Source organism: Epibacterium sp. Ofav1-8, from assembly GCF_022348185.1.
In the GTDB taxonomy this organism is placed as follows: Bacteria; Pseudomonadota; Alphaproteobacteria; order Rhodobacterales; family Rhodobacteraceae; genus Epibacterium.
The window spans coordinates 74688-99836 of record NZ_JAKRFD010000016.1 but is presented as its reverse complement, the minus strand read 5'-3'; the positions used below and the strand labels follow the sequence as shown (position 1 = coordinate 99836).

Below are 25149 nucleotides of genomic sequence, written 5' to 3'. Positions count from 1 at the left end.
ACACCGATGCGACGGTCGCACTGCCTGTCAGTGCGGCCGTTTTTTCAAGGTGCGATCCGGGCGACGCTGCCGCGCTCGATCAGCTCCACCCCGATGGTCTCGGAGGGGCCGGTCAGGCTGCCCGCGTCAATCATGTCGAGCAGCAACCGCGCCGCGCGGCCGCCGATCTCGCTACGCCGTTGTTGGATGGTGGTCAGCGGCGGCGACAGATGGCCGGCGACTTCGATGTTGTCAAAGCCCACCAGCGACACATCCTCCGGCACCCGGAGGCCACGATGCTGCACCGCCCCCATAAAGCCGATGGCCATTTCATCCGACGCGCAGAACACAGCACTGGGGCGATCTGTCAGCCCCAGCCACGCCTGCGCTGCCGCCGCGCCGGATTCCATGCTGAAATCGCCCTCAAAGATCCACGCCGCGCGCGTCTGCGCGCCCTGCGCCGTGATGGCCGCCTGAAACCCGTCAAGCCGCGTCTGCGACAGGCAGTTCCCCTGCGGCCCGGTGATATGGCCAATCCGTCGATGCCCCATGCCGACCAGATACGCCACGGCAAGCGCCCCGCCCCCGGCATTGTCGCTCCGCACCGACGGCAGATCTTCTTGCATCCACTCGCAAGCCAGCACGACAGGCGGGCGCGCGGGGCGTGTCAACGACGCGGCCGAGAGGGTGCCATCCAGCAGGACAATGCCATCGGCCAGCCCCGACCGCAGGTAGTGGGTCAGCCGACCCTCCGGATCCGGTTCCGCCCGGGTGTCCGCCACCAGAAGCCCGTAACCAGCCTGCCGAAAAACCGCACTCATCCCGGCCAGGATCTGTGAAAAGAACGGATTGGCCAGGTTCGGCAACAGCGCGATCACGCTCCCGGTCCGCTGTCGGCGCAGGTTGGAGGCGGTGGCGTTGACCCGGTAGCCGGTCCGCTCCACCGCTGACAGCACCGCCTCTCGCGTCGCCTTGGCCACCACCGACGGTTTCGACAAGGTGCGGCTGACGGTGGCCGTGGACACCCCGGCCGCGACCGCGACATCCTGAATGGTGGCGCTCTTCCTGACCATGACCCGACCTTCCGAGGGGCGCCGGAATGCCCCAACGGCACCGGCCCGTAAACGATTGCGCCTTCAGATCCGCGCGCACCGCGTCTCTGCCGCCGGTTCGGGCCAACCCGCCCGAGGGCGGCGCGGCCCCGCCCCGGATCAGCGGCGCTTGAGCGTATCCCCGTAGGAAATCGTCGGGGTCAGCGTGACGTGTTTTTCCACGTCGGCATCGGGCTGTTCCAGCTGCGCCGCAATGATCTGCGCCGCCTTCATACCGATCTCCTGCCGGCAGGCATCCATGGTCGCCAGCTGCCGCGGCAGCCCCGCCAGCAGCTCCACCCCGTTAAAGCCCGCAAGACCGATCTGCCCCGGCACATCAATGCCCTGGTCCAGCAGGTGCAAGAGCCCGCCAGCGCCGATCATATCGTTGGAATAATAGAGGAAATCCAGCTCGGGCGAGCGTTCCAGCATGGCTTGCGTCATCTCGCGCCCCTTCGCCAGGGCAGAGCCCCCGGAGTAGAATTCGCGATCCTCGATCTCGATCCCCTCCTTGGCGAGCGCCTCGGTAAAGCCCTCGAACCGTTTGCGCGCCCGGTGGTCGAGCGGCATTTTGGTGCCCATGAACCCGATATGGCTATAGCCGGCCTTGAGGATCGCCTTGGCCATTTCACGACCCGCGCGGCGATGGGAAATGCCCACCATCGCATCCACCGGCTTGCCGTCGGTGTCCATGATCTCCACCACCGGAATGCCCGCCGCCGCCAGCATGGCACGCGCCGGATCGGTGTGTTCAAGCCCGGCGATGATCACCCCGGAGGGCCGCCAGGACAGCATTTCATAAAGAACTTTTTCTTCTTTTTCAGGTTGATAGTCGGTAACGCCGACCACCGGTTGCAGCTCGGTATCCTCCAGCACCCGGTTGATGCCCGTCAGCACCTCGGGAAACACCATATTGGACAGCGACGGAATGATGACCGCCACCAGATTGACCCGTTTGGAGGCCAGCGCGCCGGCGATCTTGTTGGGCACGTAGCCCAGCTCCTTGGCCGCCTCCAGCACCTTTTGCCGGGTCTTTTCCGAGACATCACCCCGGTTTCGAAGAACACGGCTGACGGTCATTTCCGATACGCCGGTGGCATCTGAAACATCACGCAGCGTCAGCGGACGCTTGGAGTCGTTGGTCACGTGCTTGGCCTCTTTGCTTTGTTGCCTTGAGGTTAGCCAGTCCCGCCGGAGGACACAATGGCTCTTGGACGGCCCCACGTGGCGCTTGAGGTTGCAGGGTCTATTTGCTATCGCCCCTTTGGATGGCCCCGTGGCTCAACTGGATAGAGCAGCCCCCTCCTAAGGGGCAGGTTGCAGGTTCGAACCCTGCCGGGGTCGCCAACACCTTGCTGACTGCCAATGACCCATCTGCTTGCACATTCTGGCAGTTTTCCTGCGCACACCCTATCGCATACATCCTGTGAAGGGCTTTTTGCGCTGACACAGTGTGGGGCTTGGATTTTCTCTGGCAACCGCGCAGAGTTGGAGTGAAGCGCGAAGCTGACTTTCGCGCTCTGCGCGGCGAATGCCTCAAATGAGCCCAGAATGACGAATGCTGCTCGATGACCCGAAGTCTCCTATTGAATGTAAGCCGCCTGTCCGCTTTGGGGAGACGTGATGGGACAAGCGGCCATTGGTCGAGATTATTTGAGTGGCAGAAACAGGTCTGCCACAGCCTCATGTTCCGGCACTTCTGGAAAGAACGCGATGCGTTGGCAGTAGAGCGGAAAGTCTCTCGCCTCCTCACCGCTTTCCGGAAGCCAGTCGCGGTATAGATAGAGGGCGGCGGGTTCTAGATCGTCGGAATTGCCGACGACCCTCAGTACCGCACAGCGTCCGCCCGGAATGGTCCCTGACGCCACACCTTGCTCGTGCGCGTCAAAGACGCGTTCCGTTCCTGCACACAAGTCCAGTCGATAGTCGCGGGGATCCGTAGTTCGCGGATCGGAATGGAAGATGTTGAAGGTCTCGCTGGTTTGCGGCGAAAGCCCGTTCGCCTTTCGCCAGGCGATGAACCGTTGGATGGTCGCCCCGATTTCGGTCGGTGGTCCACGGTGCTCCATGATCGCCACCGGGATCGAGTCGACCTCTTTGGTTGTTACGTCACTTGCATTGAATTTCCGTTGCATGAGTTTGCTCCTCGCGTTGGTGAGAGCCTCGAAGGCCACAAGCCACGGCTCCCAATCGGGAGCGTTCCGGAACGACGACGGCGACTGTCCAAACCGTCGCCGAAAGGCACGGGCGAACGCGTCGGGTGCGTCATAACCGGCATCCATCGCAATCTGTGTGACACTCTGATCGTCGCGGTATGCCAGCCGGAATGAAGCCCGCTTCATCCGGGAAAGCTGAACGTAACTATGCACAGATAGCCCAAAGGTCGCGGCAAACTGCCGGTGGAAATGGAACTTCGAGAATGCTGCGACAGCACTTACTGCTTCTAGGTCCAGCTGATCATCGAGATGCTGATCTATATGATCTAGCGCTCGCTTCATTCGCTTGTGGTAGTTTTGAAGTGTTGTCGTCATTGTCCGCTCCATCGTGGCGCTACCATTTAGCTCCGTTGATGTGGACTCCGCTCGACCGATCTTGCGGATCTGATATGAAGTGAGCCGATACATTCCAGCGGCAACTAAATGTTGAGATTCTGGGTCGGAGCGACAGGAATGAGGTTGGAAGCGGACCTTTACTGTCCGCAATCGTACGACTGCTTTGTCCCGCTGAGCGACCATTCACGACGGACATGATCAATGCCTCCACACATCCGATCAGTGCGTGCTTATGCGTCATTGGCAAGGCCCGTTTGACGCAAGACCGCACGGGCGCTGGTGTCCGTGCACAATCGTCTTGCGACATCAGGATAGGTGGCCGCGACCGGCCGCGTTCGGCACGTCTCTCTCGGTACATCCGACAAAATTGTACCTTTGTGTCATTATGATTGCCCCCGCGGCACGCATCGGCGACAACCGCCGGGGAGGCACGCGCGGATGAGCACATCTTTGGTCAATTCCAATGTCCTGGGCATTCTCGCCGCGATTGGCGCCGCGGTTGCCTTCTCCGTCATCGATGTCACCTTCAAGTTCCTCTCCGAAGGCTATCCGCTCTATCAGGTGGTGTTCATCCGCTCTGCGGTGGCGCTGGTGCTCCTGATGGCGATCATCGTGCCCATGGAAGGCGGCTACCGGATCCTGCGCACGCAAAACCTGCGCCTGCATCTGATGCGGGTGGCGGCCGTGGCCTTTGCCAACCTGTCGTTCTTTTCCGGCCTGGCGGTGCTGCCGCTGGCCGAGGCGGTCGCCATCGCCTTTGCCACGCCGCTGATCGTGACCCTGCTGTCGATCCTGTTCCTGAAGGAACGTGTCGGCCCCTGGCGCTGGGGCGCGGTGGTGGTGGGGTTCAGCGGCATCCTGGTGATCGTGAAACCCGGCGCCGATGCGTTTCAGCCCTATGCGCTGCTGCCGTTCTTCGGGTCCTGCGGCTATGCCACCCTGCATGTGCTGACCCGCCGGGCCGGCGGTTCGGACAAGGCGGCGACGCTGTCGTTCTACCCCAACATGGGCTTTCTGGTGATCAGCGCGCTGGCCGGTGTGATCTTTGGCCATGGCAGCTGGGCCACCGGTCACCCGATCACCGATGTGGTGCTCAAACCCTGGGCCTGGCCGCAGGGGGTTGAGTGGGGCATCTTTGCCATCGCCGGGGTCTCCGGCGCCATTGGCGGCTATCTGGTCGGGCAGGCGTACCGGCTCTGCGAGGCCGGATTGGTCGCCCCGTTTGAATATATCGCCATGCCGCTGGCTGTGGTTTGGGGGGTACTGGTGTTTGCCGAATGGCCCGATGCGTCGGTCTGGCTCGGCTCGGCCTTGATTATCGGCGCCGGGCTTGTTTCTCTCTGGCGTGAGACCCGCACCCCCGGCCCGCCGCCACGCCCGCGGCCCCGTTCCTCCGGCTAGAAAGGCCAATAGATCATGCCCGTAACCGCCGTCGTCTTTGATATTGGCCGTGTCCTTCTTGAGTGGGAGCCGGAGCGCTTCTTTGACCGCCTGATCGGAGAACCCCGCCGCACCGCGCTGTTCAAGGAGGTCGACCTGCATGGCGCCAACCTTGATGTGGACCGCGGCCACCCGTTCCGCGACACCATCTACGGGCTGGCGGAGAAACACCCGGAGTGGGCCGAGGAGATCCGCCACTGGCATGACAGCTGGATCGAGATGGCCAGCCCCGAGATCCCCCATTCGGTGCGGCTGCTGCGGGCGCTCAAGGCCCGGGGCGTGCCGGTCTATGCGCTGACGAATTTCGGCGCCGAGACCTTTGTGATCGCCCAGACCCATTACCCGTTCCTGCGCGAATTCGATCAGGCCTTTGTGTCGGCGCATCTGCGCTGCATCAAACCGGATGCGGAGATCTACGCGCATCTGGAACAGGGCACCGGACGCCGCCCGGAGGAGCTATTGTTCACCGATGACCGGCCCGAAAACATCACCGCCGCCGCGGTACGCGGATGGAAAACCCATCTGTTCGACCGCCCCGAAACCTGGGCCGCACGGCTGGTGGAAGAAGGACTGTTGACCGAAGAGGAGGCACAATGAGCCTGACGCAGATCAGCTTTGACGACGGCGAGGCGCTGCTGGACTGGCGGGCGCTGACGGAGGCGCTGGCCGAGGGTCACAGCCGCCCCAAGGCCGAGGTGGACGACACTTTCCTCTATCGGGGCAAGGATACGCTGCTGTCGCGCTCGGCCTGGATCGACGGGCTTGGGATCGCGGTCAAGACGGCGATGATCTTTCCCGACAACCCGATCCGCGACCTGCCGATGATCAACGGCGCGGTGACCCTGTTTGATGATGCCACCGGCCAGCCCGAGGCGCTGGTGGATTTCCACCTGGTGACCAAGTGGAAGACCGCCGGCGACAGCCTCCTGGGCGCGCGCCGTCTGGCCAACCCGGAGGCGCAAGAGATCCTGATCGTCGGCGCCGGCACCGTGGCCGGCAGCCTGATCGAGGCCTTCTCCGCCGTGTGGACGCAGGCGCAAATCCGGATCTGGAACCGCACCACCGCCAAGGCCGAGGCGCTGGCAGCGGACTATCCCGGCGTCGCCGTCGCCACCGATCTGGAGCAGGCCGTCGGCGCGGCCGACATCATCCTGACCTGCACCATGTCGACAGACCCGGTGATCCGCGGCGACTGGCTGCGCCCGGGCCAGCACCTCAACATGATTGGCGCCTATCGCCCGGACATGCGTGAGGCCGATGACGCCGCACTCGCGCGCGCGCAGATCTATTGCGACAGCTTCGACACCACCCTCGACCATATTGGCGAGTTCAAGATCCCGCTGGCCTCGGGCGCGCTGCAGCGTGACGACGTGCTGGCCGATTTCTATGGTCTTGCGGAGTTTCCGACCTATGATCCGTCTGCAATCACGCTTTTCAAAAACGGCGGCGGCGCGCATCTGGACCTGATGACCAGCCGCCATATTCTGGACCTCTGGACCCGCTCTGCATGATCTGGCTGCTTGTTGTTGCCATTCTCATTGTCGGCTTCCTGTTCCTGCCCTCGGTGCAGGAAACCCTGCGTAAGCCGCTGACCGACTCGATGCGCCGCTTTGCCCCCGGCCGCTTTGCCGAGCTGAGCCAGGGGCAGACCCATTATCGCTGGATCGGTCCCGAACGCGGCCCGGTTGCGGTCTGCGTGCATGGGATCACCACCCCCTCCGAAGGGTTTGCCGGCCTGGCGGAGCAGCTGGGCAACATGGGCTACCGGGTGCTGCTCTATGATCTCTACGGGCGCGGCCTGTCGGATCATGCCACCGGCCCGCAGGATCGCGCCTTCTTTCACCAGCAGTTGCAGGATCTGCTGGCCCATGAAGGCGTGGTCGAGGATTTCATCCTGATCGGCTACTCGGCCGGGGGCTGCATCGCCACCTCCTTTGCCGCCGAGAACCTGCCGCGTGTGCGGCAGCTGATCCTGATCGCCTCGGTCGGCCTGCATGCGCCGCGCACGCCGGTGGCCGGCTTCATGGAGCGCCGCCCCGGGTTGCAGGACCTGATCCTGCGCTGGACCTATCCGATGGCGGCCCGGCGCTATATCAAGAGCCACCTGAGCGACCCGCGCAGCCCGTCAACGGTGATCCGGGCGCAGAGCGCACAGACCCGCCGCCGCGGGTTCTTTCCCGCCAATCTGGCGGCGATGCGCGGCATCCTGCGCGGCGACTTTGCCCCGGAACACCGGTTGTTTCACCGCCAGGGGCTGCCGGTTCTGGCGATCTGGGGCGGCGACGACAGGATCATCCCCGGGCATGTGATCGGGCGGCTGGCCGAGATCAACCGCTCCGCCAAACAGGCCGTCGTGGACGGGGCCGGCCACAGCGTGGTCTACACCCACCCGGCCGAGGTCGCCGAAATCATCGCCGAGAACCAGCGCGGCGGTTTGGCCTGAGGCGGCACACCGCCGACGCTGCGGTCATTCCCGTCCCGATCAGGCCGCCGCCTGCTGCAAGGGACGCTCGCGCACCGGCAGATGCACAATGGCGCTGAAGGCCCCGACGCCGACACCGATCCACCAGACCATCGTGTAGTCGCCGTAGATGTCGTACATCCGACCGCCCAGCCAGACGCCGAGGAAGCCGCCGATCTGGTGGCTGAGGAACACGATGCCGTAGAGCGTGCCCATGTAGCGCAGCCCGTAGATATGGGCGACCAGACCGGAGGTCAGCGGCACGGTCGCCAGCCACAGCGCGCCCATCGCCACCGAGAACAGGATCACCGACAGGGGCGTGATCGGCAGCAGGATGAAGGCCCCCGCCACGATCGTGCGCGCGGTATAGATGCCCGCCAGCAGGTATTTCTTGGAATAATGCTTGCCCGCCCAGCCCGCCAGCAGCGTGCCGCCCACATTGGCCAGACCGATCAGCGAGATCGACACCGCCCCCAGCGCCGAGGTGGTGGTGATCCCCAGCCCGTGCAGCATGCCGCCGGGCATGATCGGGCCGCACATCTCGGTGACAAAGGCCGGAAAATGCGCGGTGACAAAGGCCAGCTGATAGCCACAGGAGAAAAACCCGAGGAAAATCAGCGTGTAAGACGGATCGCGAAAGGCTTTCTTGAGGATCGCGCCCATGCTTTCCTCAAGCTCTGCCTTGCCCGCAGAGACCGGCGCGCGCATCAGGGGAAGCGACAGGATCAGCGCCAGAACGACACCAGCAAAGACCAAAAACACCGTCTGCCACGACATCAGCCCCAGCATGTATTCCGCCGTCGGCGCGCCAAAGATCTGCCCCGCCGAACCCGCTGCGGTGACAATCGCCAGCGACATGGAGCGGTTCTCGTCCGAGCTGGCACGCCCCACCACCGCCAGCACCACGCCAAAGCCCGTGCCCGCAACGCCAAAGCCCACCAGCCATTCGTAGGCCTGCATTTCAAACGGCGTGGTGGCGCCCGCGCTCAGCACCAGACCGGCGGCATAGACCACCGCGCCGATGATGATCGCCTTGCGGTCGCCGATCTTCTCGGCAATGGCGCCAAAGATCGGCTGGCCGATGCCCCAGGCCAGGTTCTGGATCGCGATGGCCAGCGAAAATTCGCTCCGGAGCCAGCCAAAATCCTCGGCGATCGGGATCTGGAACACGCCAAAGGAGGCGCGCACCGCAAAGCTCACCATGATGATCAGGCAGCCCACCAGCAGGACGGGGGTGAACAAGGGGGCTGGACGGTCCATGGGCGCGCTCTCCGGCTGTGTCATTGCGCCGCAAGTGTTCCCATTCGCACGCGGGCGTCAATTCAGGAGTTTTGTGTGCATACATAAATAAAATTGAACCATCGGGTTCAGCCAGCGGGCGGCTGCGGCTTTCCTTTGCAAAATCATCCGGCTATGGCTGGGGGCATGACACATATGACCGACCTCTATCAGGCCCGTGTAGACAGTGGGCAGATCCAGCCCGACCCCGCACAAGAGGCGGTCCTGCCGGAGTTTGACCGCATCGCCGAGGGCCTGCGCGCCGAGCCGGTCAAGCGCGGCCTGTTCCGCAAGGCGGTACGCCCGGAGGTCAGGGGGCTTTATCTGTGGGGCGGTGTCGGGCGCGGCAAGTCGATGCTGATGGATCTCTTTGTCGAGAGCCTTGATGACATCCCCAGCCGCCGGGTGCATTTCCACGCCTTCATGCAGGAGATCCACGCCAGGATGCACCGCGCCCGCGAGGCCGGCACCGAGGACGCGCTGGCGCCGGTGGTGGCGGATGTGGTGGCCTCAGTGCGCTTGTTGGCGTTTGACGAGATGCAGATCACCGACATCACCGATGCGATGATCGTCGGTCGGCTGTTCGAGGCGCTGTTCGAGGCCGGCGTGGTGGTGGTGACCACCTCCAACCGGGTGCCGGATGACCTTTATAAGGACGGGCTGAACCGGCAGCTGTTCCTGCCCTTCATCGACCTCATCAAGGACAGGATGCAGGTGCATGAGATGGTCAGCCCCAAGGACTATCGACAGGACCGTCTGACCGGCTCTCGGGTCTATTTCACGCCCCTGAACGCCGACACCCGCGCCGAGATGGAAGAGATCTGGCGCGATCTCACCGGCGGCGCGGCAGAGCCATTGGTGCTGACGGTAAAGGGCCGCGAGGTCACCCTGCCCGCCTATCGCAACGGGGTGGCGCGGGCGACGTTTTATGACCTCTGCGGCACCATGCTGGGGCCCGGCGATTATCTGGCGGTGGCCGATGCGGTCAAGGTTTTGGTGCTGGAGAACATCCCCAGCCTCGGGCGCAACAATTTCAACGAAGCCAAACGGTTCGTGACCCTGATCGACGCGCTTTACGAGGCCCGCGTGCGGCTCATTTGCTCGGCGGCGGCAGAGCCGGAGTTCCTCTATATGGAGGGCGATGGCGCCTTTGAATTCGAACGCACCGCCTCGCGCCTGCGGGAGATGCAGGACAAGGACTGGGGGCGCGCGGCCTGACACCGGGGAGGGGGCGCTGCCCCCGGCCCTTTGGGCCTCCCCCGGGATATTTATGAAAAGATGAAGGCGCGGCGGATCCTAGCCGTTTTCGCGCAGGATATTGCCCGCGAGGTAGAGCGAGCCGCAGATCAGCACCCGGCAATCGGGATCGCGGGCCAGGATCGCACTCAGCGCCGCTGCAACGCTCTCGGCCTCCTGCGCTGCAAGCCCGACGGAGGCCGCCGCCGCCGCGGTGTCTGCCGCGCTGAGCGTTGCCGCTTCGCCGGGGATCGACACTGCGGTCAGACTCTCGGCCTGGGCTGCAAGGGGGCGCATATAGCCGGTCACATCCTTGGTGTTGAGCATGCCGCAGATCAGATGCGTCGGGCGTTTGGGCAGCTTGGCCAGCACATCGGCGAGCGCAATGCCTGCGGCGGCGTTGTGACCGCCATCCAGCCATAGCTCTGCCGCGCCGGCGGCCGCGACCAGCGGGCCGGTTTTGAGGCGCTGCATGCGGGCGGGCCATTCGGCGCCGGTCATCGCCGCCTCGCAGGCGGCCTCATCCGCGCCGAGGTGACGCAGCACCGCAAGGGCGGCACCTGCGTTCTGGATCTGATGCGCGCCCATCAGGTTGGGCAGCGGCAGATCCAGCAGACCACGTTCGTCCTGATAGACCAGACGTCCGCGTTCCTCGTGGACGTGCCAGTGCTGACCATAGGCGATCAGGGGCGCGCCAAGGCGCATCGCGGTGTCCTCGATCACCTCCATCGCTTCGTCGGGTTGCGGGCCGACCACCACCGGCACGCCGCGTTTGATGATGCCGGCCTTCTCGCCTGCGATCTTCGCCAGCGTGTTGCCGAGGAATTGTTCATGGTCGATGGAAATCGGCGTGATCACCGAAACCTCGGGCGTGATCACATTGGTGGCGTCCAGACGCCCGCCAAGGCCAACCTCCAGCAGGGTGTAATCCGCCGAGGTGCGCGAGAACGCCAGCAGCCCCGCCACGGTGGTGATCTCGAAATAGGTGATGCTCTCGTCGCCATTGGCGTTGTAGCACTCATCAAGCACCTGCGTCAGGTGATCCTCGGAGATCAGATCGCCCGCCAGACGGACGCGTTCGTGAAAACGGGCCAGATGCGGCGAGGTATAGGCGTGCACCGATTTGCCCCAGCCCTCAAGCCCGGCGCGGATCATCGCCTGGGTGGAGCCTTTGCCATTGGTGCCCGCGATATGGATCACCGGGGGCAGTTTATCCTGCGGGTTGTCCAGCGCCGCCAAGAGACGCCAGACCCGATCCAGCGTCAGGTCGATGATCTTGGGATGCAGCGCCATCATACGGGCGAGAATGGCGTCGGAGGTCTGTTCGGTCATCGGACGTGATCCAGTCTGATCACGGAGCCAGGCGGTGCCACATGCGATGAGGGCAGCGCCCGTCCCGTCGGGGTGGAAGCGAAGCGCCCGCCTCGATTGGGGCGGGCGCTGCCCGACCTTCGGTCAGGCAAAACTCATGATGAAGGGGCTCAGGCTTTTTTGTCTTCGCCCGATGCGTCCTCCTCGGGCGCTTTTTCGTCTTTTTCGGCCCCTTCGACCTGCGGCTCAGGCTCCGGGGCGGGCAGATCGCCATGCACCTGAGGCGGCAGTTTCATCATCATGCGGATGATGGTGATCAGCTCGTCGCGCATCTCGGTGCGTGGGGTCACCCGGTCCAGCATGCCATGGTCCAGCAGGTATTCGGCGCGCTGAAAGCCCTCGGGCAGTTTTTCGCGGATGGTCTGCTCGATCACGCGGGGACCGGCAAAACAAATGAGCGCGTTGGGTTCGGAGATATGCACATCGCCCAGCATCGCATAGGACGCGGTGACACCGCCGGTGGTCGGATGGGTGAGCACCACGATATAGGGCAGGCCCGCCTCTTTGAGCATCTCGATCGCAACGGTGGTGCGCGGCATCTGCATCAGCGACAGGATGCCCTCCTGCATGCGTGCGCCACCTGCGGCAGAGAACAGCACCAGCGGGCGGCCCAGTTTCACGGCCTCTTCGGCGGCGGCGATGATGGCGTTGCCGACATACATGCCCATGGAGCCGCCCATGAAGGAGAAATCCTGCGCGGTGGCGACGATCGGCGTGCGCCCGATTTCACCGGTGGCGACCAGCATCGCCTCTTTTTCGCCGGTGTTTTTCTGTGCCGCACGCATCCGGTCGGGATAGCGTTTCTGGTCGCGGAACTTCAGCGGATCGGCAACCGGTTCCGGGACCTTCACCTCGGCAAAGATGCCACCGTCGAACAGCGCCTCGAACCGCGCCCGCGGGGTGATATGCATGTGGTGGCCGCAGTTGGTGCAGACGTTCTGATTGTCGGTCAACTCGCGGTGAAACAGCATGGTGCCGCATTCGTCGCATTTCTTCCACAGGTTCTCGGGGACTTCCCGGCGCGAGAAGATCGAGTTGATCCTGGGGCGGACGTAGTTGGTGATCCAGTTCATCTATTGGCCTCTGCCTGATTGGCGGTTGGAACCCCAGATAAGGCGAGTTTGCGTCAATTGCAATCAGGCCCTGATCGCAACCCGCGCCGCAAGCCACGTCACAAGGAGCACCATCAGGTCCACCAGCAGCCAGGGGCGCAGCGCCGCCACGTCATCCATTGCAAAGGGGTGCAGATAGAGCGCCAGCCCGTTGAGGCTGGAGGGCGAGGCCACCACCAGCAGGGACCAGACGTTGTTGATGAAATGCACCGCGATCGCCGGGCCGAGACTGCCGGCCCGCGCGGTCAGATCCGCCATCAGCATGCCATAGAGGGTGGCACTCGCCACGATGAGCCAGGCATTGTCCCCGGCCTCCTGCGGCATGTAGTGGCCCATGCCAAACAGGAGCGACGGCAGGAGCAGCCAGACCAGCGGGCTCCGGAACCGGGCGGCGAGCCCCTGCTGAAGATAGCCGCGAAACAGGATTTCCTCGGCGCTGACCTGGATCAGTACCAAGACCAGCGACAGCGGCAACCACAGCAGCCAGCGTCCAAACGGCAGCTGCGCCACCACCGGTTCGCCCATGTCGTAGGGCGGCAGCACCACCACGACGCAGACCAGCACCAGCAGGATACGCACCACCTGCCACCACTGCCGGAGCACCCGGTCCCGCGGCCCCACCAGAGAGCCAAGACTGCGCCCGTGCAGCATCTGTAACACCAGCCCCACGGCAATGATGGCATAGAGGAAATTGCCCAGCAGCACCGCCATCCCGGCCGCATCATTGCCGCCAAACAGATCCGCGTCGCCGGTCAGCGCCAGCACCGCCGGCAGCACCAGCAGGTCCGACAGCAGCCCCAGCGCAAACCAGGTCACGATCACCAGCACCACCCCGACCGCCAGACGCCAGAGCTCCGGCATCTTGCGGGCGTCCTGCAGCAGGATCTCGTGGGGGTGATAGCGCATTGCGGGCGGTCCTTCGGCGTTTTGCCCCTTGTAAGCGAGCCGGGCGCGCCTGACCAGCGCCGGACACCGGGACGCGATCAGCCCTCGCGCTGCGCGCTGTCGTCGGGTTGCGGCCCCGTCCGCGCCGCCTGCAGGGCGACGGCGGCGCTCGACAGATGTCCGGAGACCGTTTTCAGCAATTGCACCGCCACCGAGACATCGCTTTCGATCACGGTGCAATATTCCTCGGCCCCGATGCGCAGGAACACGCAGTCCTCGACCGCCAGCAGGTCGAGCTGGCGCGGCTCGCCGGTGATCACCGCCAGATCCCCGATCAGCCGCCCGGGGCCGATCTCGTCGAGCTGGCTGCCGTCTTCGGGGAATTGCAGCGCTGCACGGCCGGACAGGCACAGGTAGACCGCATCGCCCTCGGCGCCGGCGCGGAACACCGCAGTGCCCGTCGGCACCTGCACCCAGGCGGCGGAAAACGCCAGCAGGCGCTGATTGCGGGGATCCAGCCGCGCAAACAGATCGACATCGCCGATCACCGCCAGCTTGCGATCAAAATCGCCGCCCTGTTCTGCCGTCTCGGGCCAGGGCGCGGCCACACCCTCCTGCCCGTCCAGCCGCCCGTCCGTCAGCTCCAGATACATGTCATAGCGCGAGGGGTTCTCGAAATGGTCTTCGAGGTGGATCATCGTGGTCTTGGGCAAGAGCGCCTGCAACCGGGTGCGGGTCTTCAGCCGGTTGTCGGCGTCATGGCTGGCCAGCACGTGATCGAGGATCAGGATATCGGGCCGCTTGATCGCCGCCCGGGTAAAGGCGGCGCGTTCGCGGAACACCGGCTCCAGCAAGGCGCCGCCCAGCCCGGTCGGCAGGTCGTAGATCATCAGCGCCAGCCGCGCCTTCAGATCGTGGTCGGCCATCACCTCGGCGACCACATCCTCCACCGCCTGCGCGCGGGCGCCCGCGTGGATCGACACCCGGCCAAACAGCGCGTTTTCCAGCACCGTCAGCTTGCGGGCGTATTCTTCGGAGCGCAGGCGGCGATAGACCCCGGCGCAGTCCGACAGCAGCAGATCGCCGCGCCGCGCCCGGATTTCGAGGATGCGGTCCTTGTAGGCGCGCGGCAGACCGGCGCCGATCTGCTCTTCGGTCAGCAGGAAGGGCAGCGTGCACAACAGCGCATTGTCTGCGCGCCCCAGCGTGCCGCCGCCGGTGTGGTGGTCGGCCGCACGGGTGATGCGGGCATAGAGATCCTCGTCCAGCCCCAGCCGCCGGAACAGCGGGTGCGAGGTGTCGCCCTTGCCAAAGGTCCGTTGCAGCGTGTCGATCAGCGCCAGGCTGATGTCGCGGGTCTCCACCTCAAGCCCCTCTGCCCGCAGCACCCGCTGAAACGGACCGTCGGGATCGGTGAACAGCTCTGTCGGCACCGGCTGCACCGGAAAGGCGAACATCATGTTCTCGGCCAGCGACAGGGTGGGATTGTAACGCTCCGGCAGGAACCGATAGACCACATCCCCCAGCCCCTGCGCCGCCAGCCGGGCGGCGATGCGGGGCCGCAGGGCGGTGATCTGCGCCTCCAGCGCGCGGTGATGATCCATCAACCGGGCATGCAGGGTGCGGTGAAACAGCTGGCCGTCGATGCCCATCGCCTCCACCAGCTGGAACCACCAGTCGCGCAGCCCGTCCTCGGAGCCGAGCCCGGCCAGATCCGGGTTCACCCAATCCGCATGCAGCGGATCGGCACTGTTGCCCGCCCGCACCGCCTCGGCGCGGCTCAGCAGTTGCAGCTCCGGCGCGGTGGCGCGGGGCCGGTTGCGCAGCGGCATCAGCACATTGTCCCCCAGCGAGCCGTCAAACAGATAGGGCCCGCTGAAGGCATAGCCGATGCGGCTGGCGATCACCCCCTGATGCAATTCCGCCAGGGGGCGTCCGGCCACGATGACCTCGCCCCGCGCCGGCAGCACCTCGCGGGTCAGAAGCTGCGCCAGCGCCTGACGTTCCGCCGCCGAGGTGCTCCGGATCGCCACCTGCGCGCCCGCCGGGATGGTCAGCGAGAGCCCGTCCAGGATCGGCTTGCCCTCGCCATCGCGGACGGTGACATCGCGCAGCTCGATCGCCCCGCGCAGATGCGGCAGGCTCCGGGGTTCGCCCTCGAACAGCGCCGCGTCGAGCATCCCGGGCGGGGCGAATTTCTCGCGCATGACCTGCCAGCGCAGCGACATGTCCTGCACCTGGTTGTAATAGGTCAGCAGCTCTTTCCACGGGGCCGACAGATCCTTGTAGGCCGCCAGTGCCGCCACCAGCGCGCCCACGGTGATCTCGCCCCGGATCGCCAGCAGACCGCCCACCGAATAAAAGAAGAACGGCGTCAGATGGCCGATCAGGTTGTTGAGGAACTTCATGAAGAACTTTTTCATGAAGATGCGACGGCGGATCTCGAACAGGCGGCCCAGCCGGTTGGACACCTGCGCCAGCCGGTAGCGCCAGCCGCCGTTGCTGCGCAGGTCGGAAAGCCCGGCGGCGGTTTCACCGATCTCGGCAGAGAGCGCGCGCAGCTCGACGATCCGGTCCTTGTTGAGGAGGTTGATCTGGCGTTGCAGCATCGGGATCAGCCAGGCCTGCAACGGGATCAGCGCCACCGAGGCCAGCCCGAACCAGACGCTCTGCACAAACAGGAACGCCACGATGGTCAGCATCTGCCCGGCCTGGAACACCGGCTGCGCCACCGCATCCCCCATCAGCCCGCCCATCGGCTCTGATTCGGAGGTGATGAGCGACACCATCTCCCCCTGCGAGGTGGTGCGAAAGTGGCCCGAGGGGAACCGCATCATCCGCGCGATCATCTGATAGCGCAGGCGCCGCAGCAGCCGCTCCGACAGGATACCCTTGAGCGTATTGAGCCGCATCTTCATCAGGCCGCTGGCCAGAACCGCCGCCAGGAAGGTGAAGCACAGCACCAGCAGATAGGACTCGGAACTCAGCCGCCACCCCCAGAGCATGATCCAGTCGCTCGGCGCGCCGATGGCATCGTTGACGATCCGCTTGGGCAGCTCCAACGTCGCGTAGAGAAACGGAAAACTCAGCAGCGTCAGGACCAGCAGACCGAGTTGCTGGCGCTTGGAATAGCGCCAGATAAAGGCAAACAGGCTTGGCTCCACAGCCTATGTCCTTTCTGTCGGTCCGGGCCGCCCTGGTGACCGGAGCCCCCGGGCGGCAAGAGCGGCGCGGCGGTTCGCGCGTATGGGGGCGTCTGGTGCACAGGGCGCCGTCAAGGCGCGTGAGGTAAGCGTGATACCGCCACAATTCAAGCCTCGCCCGGTCACGCCTCCTTTATCCTTGTTCCGCCACGGTGCTGGGTTTAGAACTTTTGAGCAGTATTCAGCCGTGTATATATCCTTTGATCAGGGGTCTGATCCATCGATTTGTCGGGCTGAAGCAGGCTTGCACGCAGGCCATCACACACAGGTGGAACCACAGGCGAAAGCCTGCGCGACACCATAGGCGGCACAGGCGCAGATCACGAAGGGCAGACCGTGAGGCAGACAATCGCACAGACCCTGGCGGCCGCCGGCCGCATCCGGCGCGGGATCGCCCGCAGCAGATGGGGCGGTTTCGGCGCGCTTTGCCTTGTGCTGGTCGCACCTTTGCTGCTGGCGGGCTGCATGCAGGGCAACCGGCTCGCCTTTGCACCGCCGGGAGAGGACATCTCCCGCCCCGGCAGCGGCCGTGGCCGCGCGCTCACCGCGGTGTTCGGCGACGGGCAGCTGATCCTCGCCGCGCCCAGCGGGTTCTGTTTCGACGCGCAGATGGAGAAGCACACCGCCACCGGCGGCTTTGCGCTGCTGGCCGATTGCGCGCGCCTGAGCACATTTGGCCGCTTTCGCGGCGCCGAGGGCGCAATGCTGACCGCCACCGTCGGCGCCGTGGCCGCCAACACCCCCGCCCCCTCGGCCGAGGCCCTGCGCGCCGCCTTCACCACCAGCCGCCGCACCGCCCGGGTGCTGGAGACCCGCAGCGACCGCGATCTGCCGCTGGTGAAACTGCATATGGACGGCCATTCCGCAGAGGGCGCCAGCGGCACCCATTGGCGCGGTGCCTTTGTGGTGCACGGGCATCTGGTGTCGGTTGCGCTCTATGCGCCGGATGGCAGCACCTACCTCGGAGAGAAAGGCGCCCGGCTGATCCGCGAATTCGTGCGCGCCTCGCGCAATGCCACCCGCCTGGCGGAGACCACCACCCCGGCGGCCCCGGGTGAGTCGGCGCCGGAGCAGACCGCACGCCCCCTGTCGCGTCCGGGGAACACCGCGCCCGTCGCGACCGCCTCCGCAGCTGCGGATCCGCAGCGCTCGGACGGCTGAACAGCCGTCACAGCCCGCCTCAGAAACACCTTTGTCTCCGGTGGCTAGTCCGTTAATATGGCGGACAAATCCGGGCGAACATCCCGGGCAGACACGCGAGAACGCGAGCCGTGGGGGCAGGATGGGCAGACTTCTGGAGCAGCTGTTGAATGCAGGCGCGCTGCGGCGCTGGCGCAGTGCGGTGCGACAGGCCCCCGGCGCGCCATTGCCGCTCCTGCGCCAGCAGCGCAACGCCGCCCGGCAGCTGCGCGCCCAGCTCGACCAGCTGATCCACATCGCCGACGGGCGCCTGGCGCTGCCGCGTGTCGGCTCCACCGCCTTTGCCCGCCCGCATGGGACCGACTGGTCCTGGCGCCCCGAGCTCTGGCGCGGCCCCTTGCCGGTGGTGGGGGTGTCCTCGGTGCCCAGCAAGACCCGCCTCGGCCACGAGATCCAGATGTTTCACGACTGTGCCATCTCGGAACTGACCCTGCGCCAGCTGCGCAACACGCGGGAGGAGGACCTGGCGCCCTTTGGCCTGCGGATGGATGTGTTCCAGTTTGATGGGTCGTTTCTGTCGCTTGTCATTGACCTGCCGGCAGAGGCGACGCGCGGGCTGACGCGGCAGCATCTGGTGCGCATGGATTGTATCGTCGAAAGCGAAAAGCCGATCGAGATCTTCGCCCGCCTCAACATCAAGCACGGCCCCAATACCGAACAACTGGTCCGCGAACTGCCGCCGGGCGAGAAAAACATGACGGTGGAATACGATCTGGCCTATTCGCGGCTGAACGAAAAGCGGATCGAGAAGGCCTGGCTCGACCTGATCTTCGAAGCCCCCGACCTGAACCAGGTGGTGCTGCGGGATGTGACCTTCGCCCGTTTCCGCCGCGCCAACCTCTGAGGTCTGTCCCGCCCCCGTTTGCCACCTGCCTCTGCCCCATTCCCAGGAGATCCCCATGAGCGCCCTCACCCTCCGCAAGATCCGTTTTCGCTCCGGCGTCTGGGAAGGCCAGGTCGAGAACGCGCCGCACGGCGGGCCCCGGCCGCAGATCGCCGTGCGCTATCTCGACCGCGAGGTTGCCGATGTGGCGCTGACCGAGGCGGAGACGCCGGGATGCTGGACCCTGTCCATTCCGATCCCGACCGAAGCCGTGGGCGATGGTGTGCAGAGCTTCGTCATCTATGAGGCCGGATCGGATGAGAAACTGGGCGATTTCACCCTGATCGCGGGCGAGCCGCTGGTGGATGACCTGCGGGCCGAAGTGGAGCTGCTGCGCGCGGAGCTGGACATGCTGAAACGCGCCTTCCGCCGCCATTGTCTGGAAACCACCTGACGGGTCTGAGGTCATTCAACGCGCGCGGCCAGTCCAGAGGTATTGCGAGCCCTGACGGGCCCGCCGAGGGGCGCGCGCCGGGCCAAAGGCCCGGCGCGCGCGGGTCCGACCGCACAGGTCGGAAGCCCCTTCTGACACCAGGGAAACGGGGAGCGGCCTAGGCGGCGGATGTACTCAGGCTGCGTTCGATCTCGATCAGGCGCTGCTTGCGCCACAGGCCGCCACCATAGCCGGTCAATGCCCCGTCGGCCCCCAGCACCCGGTGACAGGGGATCATCACCGCGATCTGGTTGGCCCCATTGGCACGGGCCACCGCGCGGCTGGACCCGGGGCGCCCCAGCGCCTTGGCCAACTGGCCGTAACTACGGGTCTCTCCGGCGGGGATCTCGCGCAGGGCGCGCCAGACCTGCGCTTCGAAGCCGGTGCCGTGATAGGCCAGCGGCGTTTCAAACCGCGCCGCCTGACCCGCGAAATAGGCCGCAAGCTCCTCCGCCGCCTGGTCGATCACCGCCGGGCGGCCAAAGCCGAGCCCGCCGGGCTGGCGCTTTTGCAGCTTTGCCACCTCGCGCGGCAGCGCCTTGCGATCGGCAAATTCCAGCAGGTGCAACCGATGCTGGCAGGCCACCGCCACCATCGCCCCCAGCGGCGTGTCGATCCAGTCGGCCAGCAGCTGCGCGTCCTTGCGAAAGGCACCCGGTGCCACGCCGACCAACCGTGCAAAGGCAGCGCGAAAGGCGCTTGGGCTCTCGAAACCGGCATCAAGCTGCGCCGCAATCACCGGCTCGCCCGCGCTCAGGGTGGTGAAACCGTCCCGCAACCGGCGCTGGCGGGCCATTTCCAGAAAGGTCATGCCGAACTGCCGCTTGAAGGCGCGCCGCGTGGTGGAGGGATCCAGCCCCATGGCGATCACGTCGCCCTCGCCCCAGCGATGGCCCGGGCGCGCCTCCAGCGCCGCCAGCAATCGCCGCACGTTCGGATCATTGCCCGCCGCCGCATCGACCGGGTGGCAGCGTTTGCAGGCGCGAAACCCCGCCTCGATACAGGCGCCGGGCGTGGCAAAGAACTGGCAGTTCTCGAACTTAGGTTTGCGCGCCGGGCAGGTCAAACGGCAGAAGATCCCGGTCGAGGTGACCCCCACATAAGCGCGCCCGTCATAGGCCGCATCGCGGGAGAGCAACGCTTGGTACAGCGTCTGTGAATCAGGCAAATCGAACATCATGACACGAAGCTTAGCCCAGATCGCCCGGCGACGACGCCGAAAATCAGGCGTCTATTCCCCCGCCGCTGCGCGGACGGAAAAAGCGGTCGACACGCGGTTTCCCCCGTAAATTCCGCCAGCGCGCACCCCACACCTGTTTTGCATTGTGCAAAGGAAGCCCCATCTGGACCCAGAAAAGGACCCCCATGGCCACCAAGGACCTCGGCATGCTGGCGGCGAAATAGGCCCACCGGGGTCCGATGCGGGATGCGCCCCGCGCCGGGCCACCCTCGCACACAACGACAATGGGCCCGCGACCAGAGCGCCCGTCCCGAGGCCGCGCCACACGCCGGCAGCGCACGCCCCCCCCGTTGCCGGGCCCCCGCACGCGCCGGTGACCGGATCCTCAGATCCCTGTGGCAGACTGGCGGGGATCGATCACCTCTACCCGGCGCGGGCAAACTGTGTGGCTGCCCGCGCTCAGACCGGAGACCGGCCCCGATAAAAAGGGGGTCGTTCTGGCAAGCCAGTGCGAACAGGCCCCGCGGGGTCTGTCCCTCCTCCACCCGGCGGCGCCGCCCCCCTTTCGGGGCCCCAGCCACGGATCACCGAATCACCGGATCAGGCCAGCAGCCTCGGCAATGGCGATGATCCCCCCGCACCCTCCGCGCCAATGCGCGGACAGACCCGCCCGGCCCCAGGCCCCGGCGGCCCTCCGTGCTTGTCGGCGCCCGCACGCAAGCCAACATGCAAAAAGGGCCGCCCGAAGGCAGCCCTTGCGTGTGGATGAGCCCAGCGCAGCGCGCGCGATATCAGTCCTTTGGACCCAGCGCCGACAGGCCCTTGAGGATGTCGATGGCATAGGCCAGCTGATAATCCTCCTCGCGCAGCTCGGCGGCCTTCTCGGCCTTTTCGCGGTCGGCCTCGATCTGGCGCACCTCGTCCTCGGACAGGCTGTCGTTGTTCAGACGCCCGCGCAGGTCGGCTTCGGACCGGGGACCAAAGGCAGAGCTTGCGGGCTCGTCCTCTTCGGCCTCGGGGCGGCGGCGGGGCTGCTGCACCACAATGTCGGGGCTCACACCCAGCGCCTGAATGGAGCGACCCGACGGCGTGTAATACCGCGCGGTGGTCAGGCGCATGGCGCCATCGCCGCGCAGCGGCATCACCGTCTGAACCGAGCCCTTGCCGAAGGACTTGGTGCCCACCACGATGGCGCGGCGGTGATCCTGCAAGGCGCCGGCGACAATCTCCGAGGCCGAGGCAGAGCCGCCGTTGATCAGCACCACGATCGGCTTGCCGTCGATCAGGTCGCCCGGGGTGGCGTTGAACCGTTCGCCGTCCTCGGGCTGGCGCCCGCGGGTGGAGACGATCTCGCCGCTGTCGAGGAAACTGTCGGCGACGCTGATCGCCTGGGTCAGCAACCCGCCCGGGTTGTTGCGCAGGTCCAGCACGATGCCGTTGACGTTGTCCATGCCGCCCAGCGCCTCGACCTGCTCCTCGAGGTATTCCTCCAGATTGGGCGTGGTCTGTTCGTTGAAGGTGGTGACCCGCAGCACGACGCTGTCACCCTCGGTGCGGCTGCGCACGGCGGTGAGCTTGATGGTGTCGCGGATGATGGAGACGTCAAACGGCTCCTCCTCGCCCTCGCGAACCACGGTGATGATGATCTCGGACCCGACCGGGCCGCGCATCAGCTCCACCGCTTCGTCGAGGCCGAGGCCCAGCAGGCTCTCGCCATCCACATGGGTGATGAAATCGCCTGCCTCGACACCGGCCTCGTAGGCGGGGGTGCCATCCATCGGCGAGACCACCTTGACGAAGCCGTCCTCCTGCGTGACCTCGATGCCGAGGCCGCCGAATTCGCCCCGGGTCTGCACCCGCATCTTGGAGGCGTCATCGGGCGACAGGTAGCTGGAGTGCGGGTCGAGCGATTGCAGCATGCCGCCGATCGCGGCCTCGATCAGCTCGGTCTCGTCCACCTCCTCGACATATTGTGCGCGGATGCGTTCGAAAATGTCTCCGAACAGGTCGAGCTGCTCGTAGACGGTTGCCTCACTGCTTTCCTGTGCCAGCAGCGGTGCCGCCACATAGGTCGTCGCCACAAAGCCCGCGAGCGTCCCGCCCAGAGCCGCCATCGCAAATTTCTTCATCTCTTGCCTATCCACCTTGCCCGGTCCTGAACCACGTTTCCGGGTCCACGGGACTGTTTTCCATTCTGACTTCTATATAGAGCGTTTCCGAGCGGCCAGTTCCACCCCCTTCACCGCTAAGTGACAAAATCGCGCTGCTCGCGGCCGCCTCACCGCCCATCAGACCCACCGGCGTGCCCTCGGGAATGACCTGTCCGGCGCTGCCAAAGACCTCGGCAAGGCCGGAGAGGATGAACAATGTGTCCGGCTGCGGTTCCAGAATCACCACATTGCCCAGGTCCAGCAAGGGCCCGAGATAGCGGATGGTGGCCGCCGTAGGGCTGGTGACCAGCGCCCGCGGACGGGTCGCCACCAGCACCCCGGCCCGGGCCACCCCGGCGGCATCCCGCTCGCCGTAGCCACGCAGCAGCAGCCCCTCGACCGGCAGCGCCAGATCACCGCGGCGGTCGGAGATGTCGCCGCGGGTGGTCTCGATGCCGTTGGCCTCGGCAATCAGCGCCAGACCGTCCGCAAACCCGGTGAGCGTCTCGGTCGAGGAGATCAGGATCGCGGTCTGCACCGGGTCCTCGGTATAGCGCTGCGGCAGATCCTGGCGGTCGGCGATCGCTGTCGACAGCGCCGCACGGGCCGCTTGCACCCCCTGCAAGCCCTCCTCCAGTTTCTGCGCCGCGCTCTGTTGCAAGAGCCGCAGGTCGCGCACCTCCTGCACGTCGTTGCGCAGCGCATCGGCGCGGGCCTGCACCCCCGGGGTGACCTCCGCCAGCATCATCGCCGACCGGGCCGCGCCCAGCGGGCCGGAGGGATGCAGCATCAGCACCGGCGGCGTCGAGGTCTCGATGGTGGTGATCACCCCGAGCAGCTCCGCCACCTCGCCCTCGCGCGCCTTCAGCTGCGTGGTCAGCTGGGTTTCCCGCCGCGCCACCCGGCGCAGCCCGTCCCGCATCGCCTGAAGCCCGGCCTCATAGGCCCGCACCGTCTCGGTGAGCGCCTTGACCCGGTCGCGCGCGCCCTCGGCCTGATCCAGACGCACTGCCGCCGCCTCAAGCGCCGACGCGGCCGATGCCGCCGCCTCGCCCGGGTCGGACGGCGCCGCCCGCACCACGCCCGCCGTAAACGCGGCGAGGCCGAGTCCCAGAACCATTGCCCATGCCCGGCTCATGCCAGCAGGCTCTCCCCGGTCATCTCCGCGGGTTGCTCCAGCCCCATCAAGGCCAGCAGCGTCGGCGCCAGATCGGCCAGACGCCCGTCCTTCAGCGCCGCCCCCTCCGGCCCGCCGACCAGCGCCACCGGCACCAGATTGGTGGTATGCGCCGTATGCGCCCCGCCTGTGTCCGGATCGACCATCACCTCGCAATTGCCGTGGTCCGCGGTGACGATCATCGCGCCGCCCGCGTCCCTAAGGGCCGCGACAACCGCGCCAAGCCCCTGATCCACCGCCTCACAGGCCTTGATCGCCGCATCAAGGTCCCCTGTGTGGCCAACCATGTCGGGGTTGGCGTAGTTGGTGACAATGAGGTCATAGCCCGCCTTGATCGCCTCGACGAATTTCGCGGTGACCTCGGGCGCGGACATCTCGGGCTGCAGATCATAGGTCGCCACCTTGGGCGATTTCGGCATGAAGCGGTCCTCGCCCTCCTCGGGTGTTTCCTTGCCACCGTTCAGGAAGAAGGTGACATGAGGATATTTCTCGGTCTCCGCCAGACGGAACTGACGCTTGCCCTGTTTGGCCACCCATTCACCCAGCGTGTTGACGATGGCCTTTTTGGGATAGGCGGTGGTCATATAGGCGTTGTGGCCCTGGGAATATTCCACCATGCCCAGCAGACCCGCGAGCGCGGGCCGGGGGCCGGTGTCGAACTCTGCAAACTCCGGCTCGCCAATGGCGCGCAGGATTTCCCGTGCCCGATCCGCCCGGAAGTTGAGGCAGAAAAACCCGTCGCCGTCCTGAATGCCATCGAACCCCTCGACCACCGTGGCCTTGACGAATTCATCCAGCTCATCACGCCCATAGGCGGCCTCAACCGCCTCTTTGGCAGTGGCGGCGGTGAACTGCCCTTCCCCTTTCACCATCGCAGCATAGGCCTGAGAAACCCGCTCCCAGCGGTTGTCGCGGTCCATGGCGAAATAGCGCCCGGTGACGGTGGCGATCTGCGCCCCTGCGGCCATACCGGCCTCAAGCTGATCCAGATAGCCCAGCGCCGATTTCGGCGCCACGTCCCGCCCGTCGGTGACCGCATGCAGCCAGACCGGCACGCCCGCATCGCGGATCGCCTTTATCGCAGCCAGAATATGGGTCACATGGCCATGCACGCCGCCATCGGACACAAGCCCCATCAGATGCGCCGCGCCGCCCGTCTCCTTCAGCCTGGCGATAAAGGCCTGAAGCGCGGCATTGTCGTAAAAGGAGCCGTCCTCGATCGCCAGATCAATCTGGCCGAGGTCCATCGCCACCACCCGGCCCGCACCGATATTGGTATGGCCGACCTCGGAATTGCCCATCTGACCGCTGGGCAGCCCCACATCGGGACCATGGGTGATCAGCCGCGCGGTGGGGCTGCTTGCCATGATCGCATCCAGCGTCGGCGTCTTTGCAAGATAGGGCGCATTGGCCGGTCCCGGCTCGGCACTGCCCCAGCCATCAAGGATGCAAAGAACAACGGGTTTGGGTGCGGGCATGTTTCGTCTCCGGTCAGCGACAATGGTTTGACCCGGGTTC

The 25149-nt window shown here is 65.7% G+C and carries 20 protein-coding genes and 1 tRNA gene; 9 read left to right on the top strand and 12 right to left on the bottom strand.

What is annotated here, in order from left to right; all coding sequences use genetic code 11:
• Positions 1-44: 44 nt before the first annotated feature.
• Positions 45-1052 carry a LacI family DNA-binding transcriptional regulator gene (locus tag MHM97_RS20605; protein WP_239325096.1) on the bottom strand — a complete coding sequence of 336 codons (1008 nt, stop codon included), beginning with the start codon at positions 1050-1052 and terminating at the stop codon, positions 45-47.
• A 138-nt stretch (positions 1053-1190) separates the two neighbouring features.
• A complete protein-coding gene (locus tag MHM97_RS20600; RefSeq protein WP_370645780.1) occupies positions 1191-2216 on the bottom strand; it encodes a LacI family DNA-binding transcriptional regulator in 1026 nt (341 codons plus the stop codon).
• A gap of 124 nt (positions 2217-2340) precedes the next feature.
• On the opposite strand from MHM97_RS20600, the gene MHM97_RS20595 reads away from it, so the two are divergent.
• Positions 2341-2417 (top strand) — tRNA-Arg (locus MHM97_RS20595).
• Positions 2418-2719: 302 nt separating this feature from the next.
• Here the strand turns inward: MHM97_RS20595 and MHM97_RS20590 are convergent.
• Positions 2720-3601, bottom strand: coding sequence for an AraC family transcriptional regulator (locus MHM97_RS20590; RefSeq protein WP_239325094.1), 882 nt, complete (start codon positions 3599-3601; stop codon positions 2720-2722).
• A 459-nt stretch (positions 3602-4060) separates the two neighbouring features.
• Between MHM97_RS20590 and MHM97_RS20585 the strand changes: the two genes are divergently transcribed.
• The 4 genes from MHM97_RS20585 to MHM97_RS20570 are packed head-to-tail and all read left to right on the top strand — an operon-like array spanning position 4061 to position 7505.
• Positions 4061-5023 carry a DMT family transporter gene (locus tag MHM97_RS20585; protein ID WP_239325092.1) on the top strand — a complete coding sequence of 321 codons (963 nt, stop codon included), beginning with the start codon at positions 4061-4063 and terminating at the stop codon, positions 5021-5023.
• A gap of 15 nt (positions 5024-5038) precedes the next feature.
• Positions 5039-5659, top strand: a complete 621-nt coding sequence (locus MHM97_RS20580; protein ID WP_239325090.1) for an HAD family hydrolase — start codon at positions 5039-5041, stop codon at positions 5657-5659.
• On the top strand, positions 5656-6573 hold the full coding sequence (locus MHM97_RS20575; RefSeq protein ID WP_239325088.1) for an ornithine cyclodeaminase family protein: 918 nt from the start codon (positions 5656-5658) through the stop codon (positions 6571-6573). Before MHM97_RS20580 ends, MHM97_RS20575 begins: the two co-directional genes overlap by 4 nt.
• Complete coding sequence (locus MHM97_RS20570; protein WP_239325086.1) at positions 6570-7505, top strand: alpha/beta fold hydrolase; 936 nt, start codon at positions 6570-6572, stop codon at positions 7503-7505. The genes MHM97_RS20575 and MHM97_RS20570 overlap by 4 nt, the downstream gene beginning before the upstream one ends.
• A gap of 39 nt (positions 7506-7544) precedes the next feature.
• On the opposite strand, the gene MHM97_RS20565 is transcribed toward MHM97_RS20570, so the two are convergent.
• A complete protein-coding gene (locus MHM97_RS20565) occupies positions 7545-8783 on the bottom strand; it encodes an MFS transporter (RefSeq protein ID WP_239325084.1) in 1239 nt (412 codons plus the stop codon).
• 165 nt (positions 8784-8948) lie between these two features.
• Between MHM97_RS20565 and zapE the strand changes: the two genes are divergently transcribed.
• Positions 8949-10019: a cell division protein ZapE gene (gene zapE / locus MHM97_RS20560; protein ID WP_239325082.1), complete on the top strand. Its 1071-nt coding sequence runs from the start codon at positions 8949-8951 to the stop codon at positions 10017-10019.
• A 78-nt stretch (positions 10020-10097) separates the two neighbouring features.
• On the opposite strand, the gene MHM97_RS20555 is transcribed toward zapE, so the two are convergent.
• From MHM97_RS20555 to MHM97_RS20540, 4 genes are all read right to left on the bottom strand, one after another.
• A complete protein-coding gene (locus tag MHM97_RS20555) occupies positions 10098-11369 on the bottom strand; it encodes a bifunctional folylpolyglutamate synthase/dihydrofolate synthase (RefSeq protein WP_239325080.1) in 1272 nt (423 codons plus the stop codon).
• Positions 11370-11518: 149 nt separating this feature from the next.
• Positions 11519-12481: an acetyl-CoA carboxylase, carboxyltransferase subunit beta gene (accD, locus tag MHM97_RS20550; protein ID WP_239325078.1), complete on the bottom strand. Its 963-nt coding sequence runs from the start codon at positions 12479-12481 to the stop codon at positions 11519-11521.
• Positions 12482-12544: 63 nt separating this feature from the next.
• Positions 12545-13426, bottom strand: a complete 882-nt coding sequence (locus MHM97_RS20545; protein ID WP_239325077.1) for a CPBP family intramembrane glutamic endopeptidase — start codon at positions 13424-13426, stop codon at positions 12545-12547.
• Positions 13427-13503: 77 nt separating this feature from the next.
• Positions 13504-16569 (bottom strand): ABC transporter transmembrane domain-containing protein, encoded by a 3066-nt coding sequence (locus MHM97_RS20540; protein ID WP_239325076.1) that lies wholly within the window; start codon positions 16567-16569, stop codon positions 13504-13506.
• A gap of 375 nt (positions 16570-16944) precedes the next feature.
• Between MHM97_RS20540 and MHM97_RS20535 the strand changes: the two genes are divergently transcribed.
• From MHM97_RS20535 to MHM97_RS20525, 3 genes are all read left to right on the top strand, one after another.
• Positions 16945-17769: a hypothetical protein gene (locus MHM97_RS20535; protein WP_239325075.1), complete on the top strand. Its 825-nt coding sequence runs from the start codon at positions 16945-16947 to the stop codon at positions 17767-17769.
• Between the two features lie 121 nt (positions 17770-17890).
• Positions 17891-18652, top strand: a complete 762-nt coding sequence (locus tag MHM97_RS20530) for a DUF6478 family protein (RefSeq protein ID WP_239325074.1) — start codon at positions 17891-17893, stop codon at positions 18650-18652.
• A gap of 55 nt (positions 18653-18707) precedes the next feature.
• Positions 18708-19085 carry a hypothetical protein gene (locus MHM97_RS20525; protein ID WP_239325073.1) on the top strand — a complete coding sequence of 126 codons (378 nt, stop codon included), beginning with the start codon at positions 18708-18710 and terminating at the stop codon, positions 19083-19085.
• A gap of 157 nt (positions 19086-19242) precedes the next feature.
• Here the strand turns inward: MHM97_RS20525 and MHM97_RS20520 are convergent, their stop codons facing one another.
• From MHM97_RS20520 to gpmI, 4 genes are all read right to left on the bottom strand, one after another.
• Positions 19243-20304, bottom strand: a complete 1062-nt coding sequence (locus MHM97_RS20520; protein WP_239325072.1) for a bifunctional transcriptional activator/DNA repair enzyme AdaA — start codon at positions 20302-20304, stop codon at positions 19243-19245.
• A 791-nt stretch (positions 20305-21095) separates the two neighbouring features.
• Complete coding sequence (locus MHM97_RS20515) at positions 21096-22433, bottom strand: S41 family peptidase (protein ID WP_239325071.1); 1338 nt, start codon at positions 22431-22433, stop codon at positions 21096-21098.
• Between the two features lie 7 nt (positions 22434-22440).
• Complete coding sequence (locus tag MHM97_RS20510; protein ID WP_370645779.1) at positions 22441-23592, bottom strand: murein hydrolase activator EnvC family protein; 1152 nt, start codon at positions 23590-23592, stop codon at positions 22441-22443.
• Entirely contained in the window at positions 23589-25109 is a 1521-nt protein-coding gene (gene gpmI, locus MHM97_RS20505) for a 2,3-bisphosphoglycerate-independent phosphoglycerate mutase (protein ID WP_239325070.1), read from the bottom strand. The genes MHM97_RS20510 and gpmI overlap by 4 nt, the downstream gene beginning before the upstream one ends.
• Between the last annotated feature and the right edge of the window lie 40 nt (positions 25110-25149).

Bases quoted from the DNA above. Each gene is read 5' to 3' on its own strand.
- MHM97_RS20585 (WP_239325092.1), top strand. From the start codon at position 4,061: ATGAGCACATCTTTGGTCAATTCCAATGTCCTGGGCATTCTCGCCGCG.
- MHM97_RS20530 (WP_239325074.1), top strand. From the start codon at position 17,891: ATGGGCAGACTTCTGGAGCAGCTGTTGAATGCAGGCGCGCTGCGGCGC.
- MHM97_RS20605 (WP_239325096.1), bottom strand. From the start codon at position 1,052: ATGGTCAGGAAGAGCGCCACCATTCAGGATGTCGCGGTCGCGGCCGGG.
- MHM97_RS20525 (WP_239325073.1), top strand. From the start codon at position 18,708: ATGAGCGCCCTCACCCTCCGCAAGATCCGTTTTCGCTCCGGCGTCTGG.
- MHM97_RS20590 (WP_239325094.1), bottom strand. From the start codon at position 3,601: ATGACGACAACACTTCAAAACTACCACAAGCGAATGAAGCGAGCGCTA.
- MHM97_RS20580 (WP_239325090.1), top strand. From the start codon at position 5,039: ATGCCCGTAACCGCCGTCGTCTTTGATATTGGCCGTGTCCTTCTTGAG.
- MHM97_RS20575 (WP_239325088.1), top strand. From the start codon at position 5,656: ATGAGCCTGACGCAGATCAGCTTTGACGACGGCGAGGCGCTGCTGGAC.
- accD (WP_239325078.1), bottom strand. From the start codon at position 12,481: ATGAACTGGATCACCAACTACGTCCGCCCCAGGATCAACTCGATCTTC.
- MHM97_RS20565 (WP_239325084.1), bottom strand. From the start codon at position 8,783: ATGGACCGTCCAGCCCCCTTGTTCACCCCCGTCCTGCTGGTGGGCTGC.
- gpmI (WP_239325070.1), bottom strand. From the start codon at position 25,109: ATGCCCGCACCCAAACCCGTTGTTCTTTGCATCCTTGATGGCTGGGGC.
- MHM97_RS20545 (WP_239325077.1), bottom strand. From the start codon at position 13,426: ATGCGCTATCACCCCCACGAGATCCTGCTGCAGGACGCCCGCAAGATG.
- MHM97_RS20555 (WP_239325080.1), bottom strand. From the start codon at position 11,369: ATGACCGAACAGACCTCCGACGCCATTCTCGCCCGTATGATGGCGCTG.
- zapE (WP_239325082.1), top strand. From the start codon at position 8,949: ATGACACATATGACCGACCTCTATCAGGCCCGTGTAGACAGTGGGCAG.
- MHM97_RS20515 (WP_239325071.1), bottom strand. From the start codon at position 22,433: ATGAAGAAATTTGCGATGGCGGCTCTGGGCGGGACGCTCGCGGGCTTT.
- MHM97_RS20570 (WP_239325086.1), top strand. From the start codon at position 6,570: ATGATCTGGCTGCTTGTTGTTGCCATTCTCATTGTCGGCTTCCTGTTC.
- MHM97_RS20520 (WP_239325072.1), bottom strand. From the start codon at position 20,304: ATGATGTTCGATTTGCCTGATTCACAGACGCTGTACCAAGCGTTGCTC.
- MHM97_RS20510 (WP_370645779.1), bottom strand. From the start codon at position 23,592: ATGAGCCGGGCATGGGCAATGGTTCTGGGACTCGGCCTCGCCGCGTTT.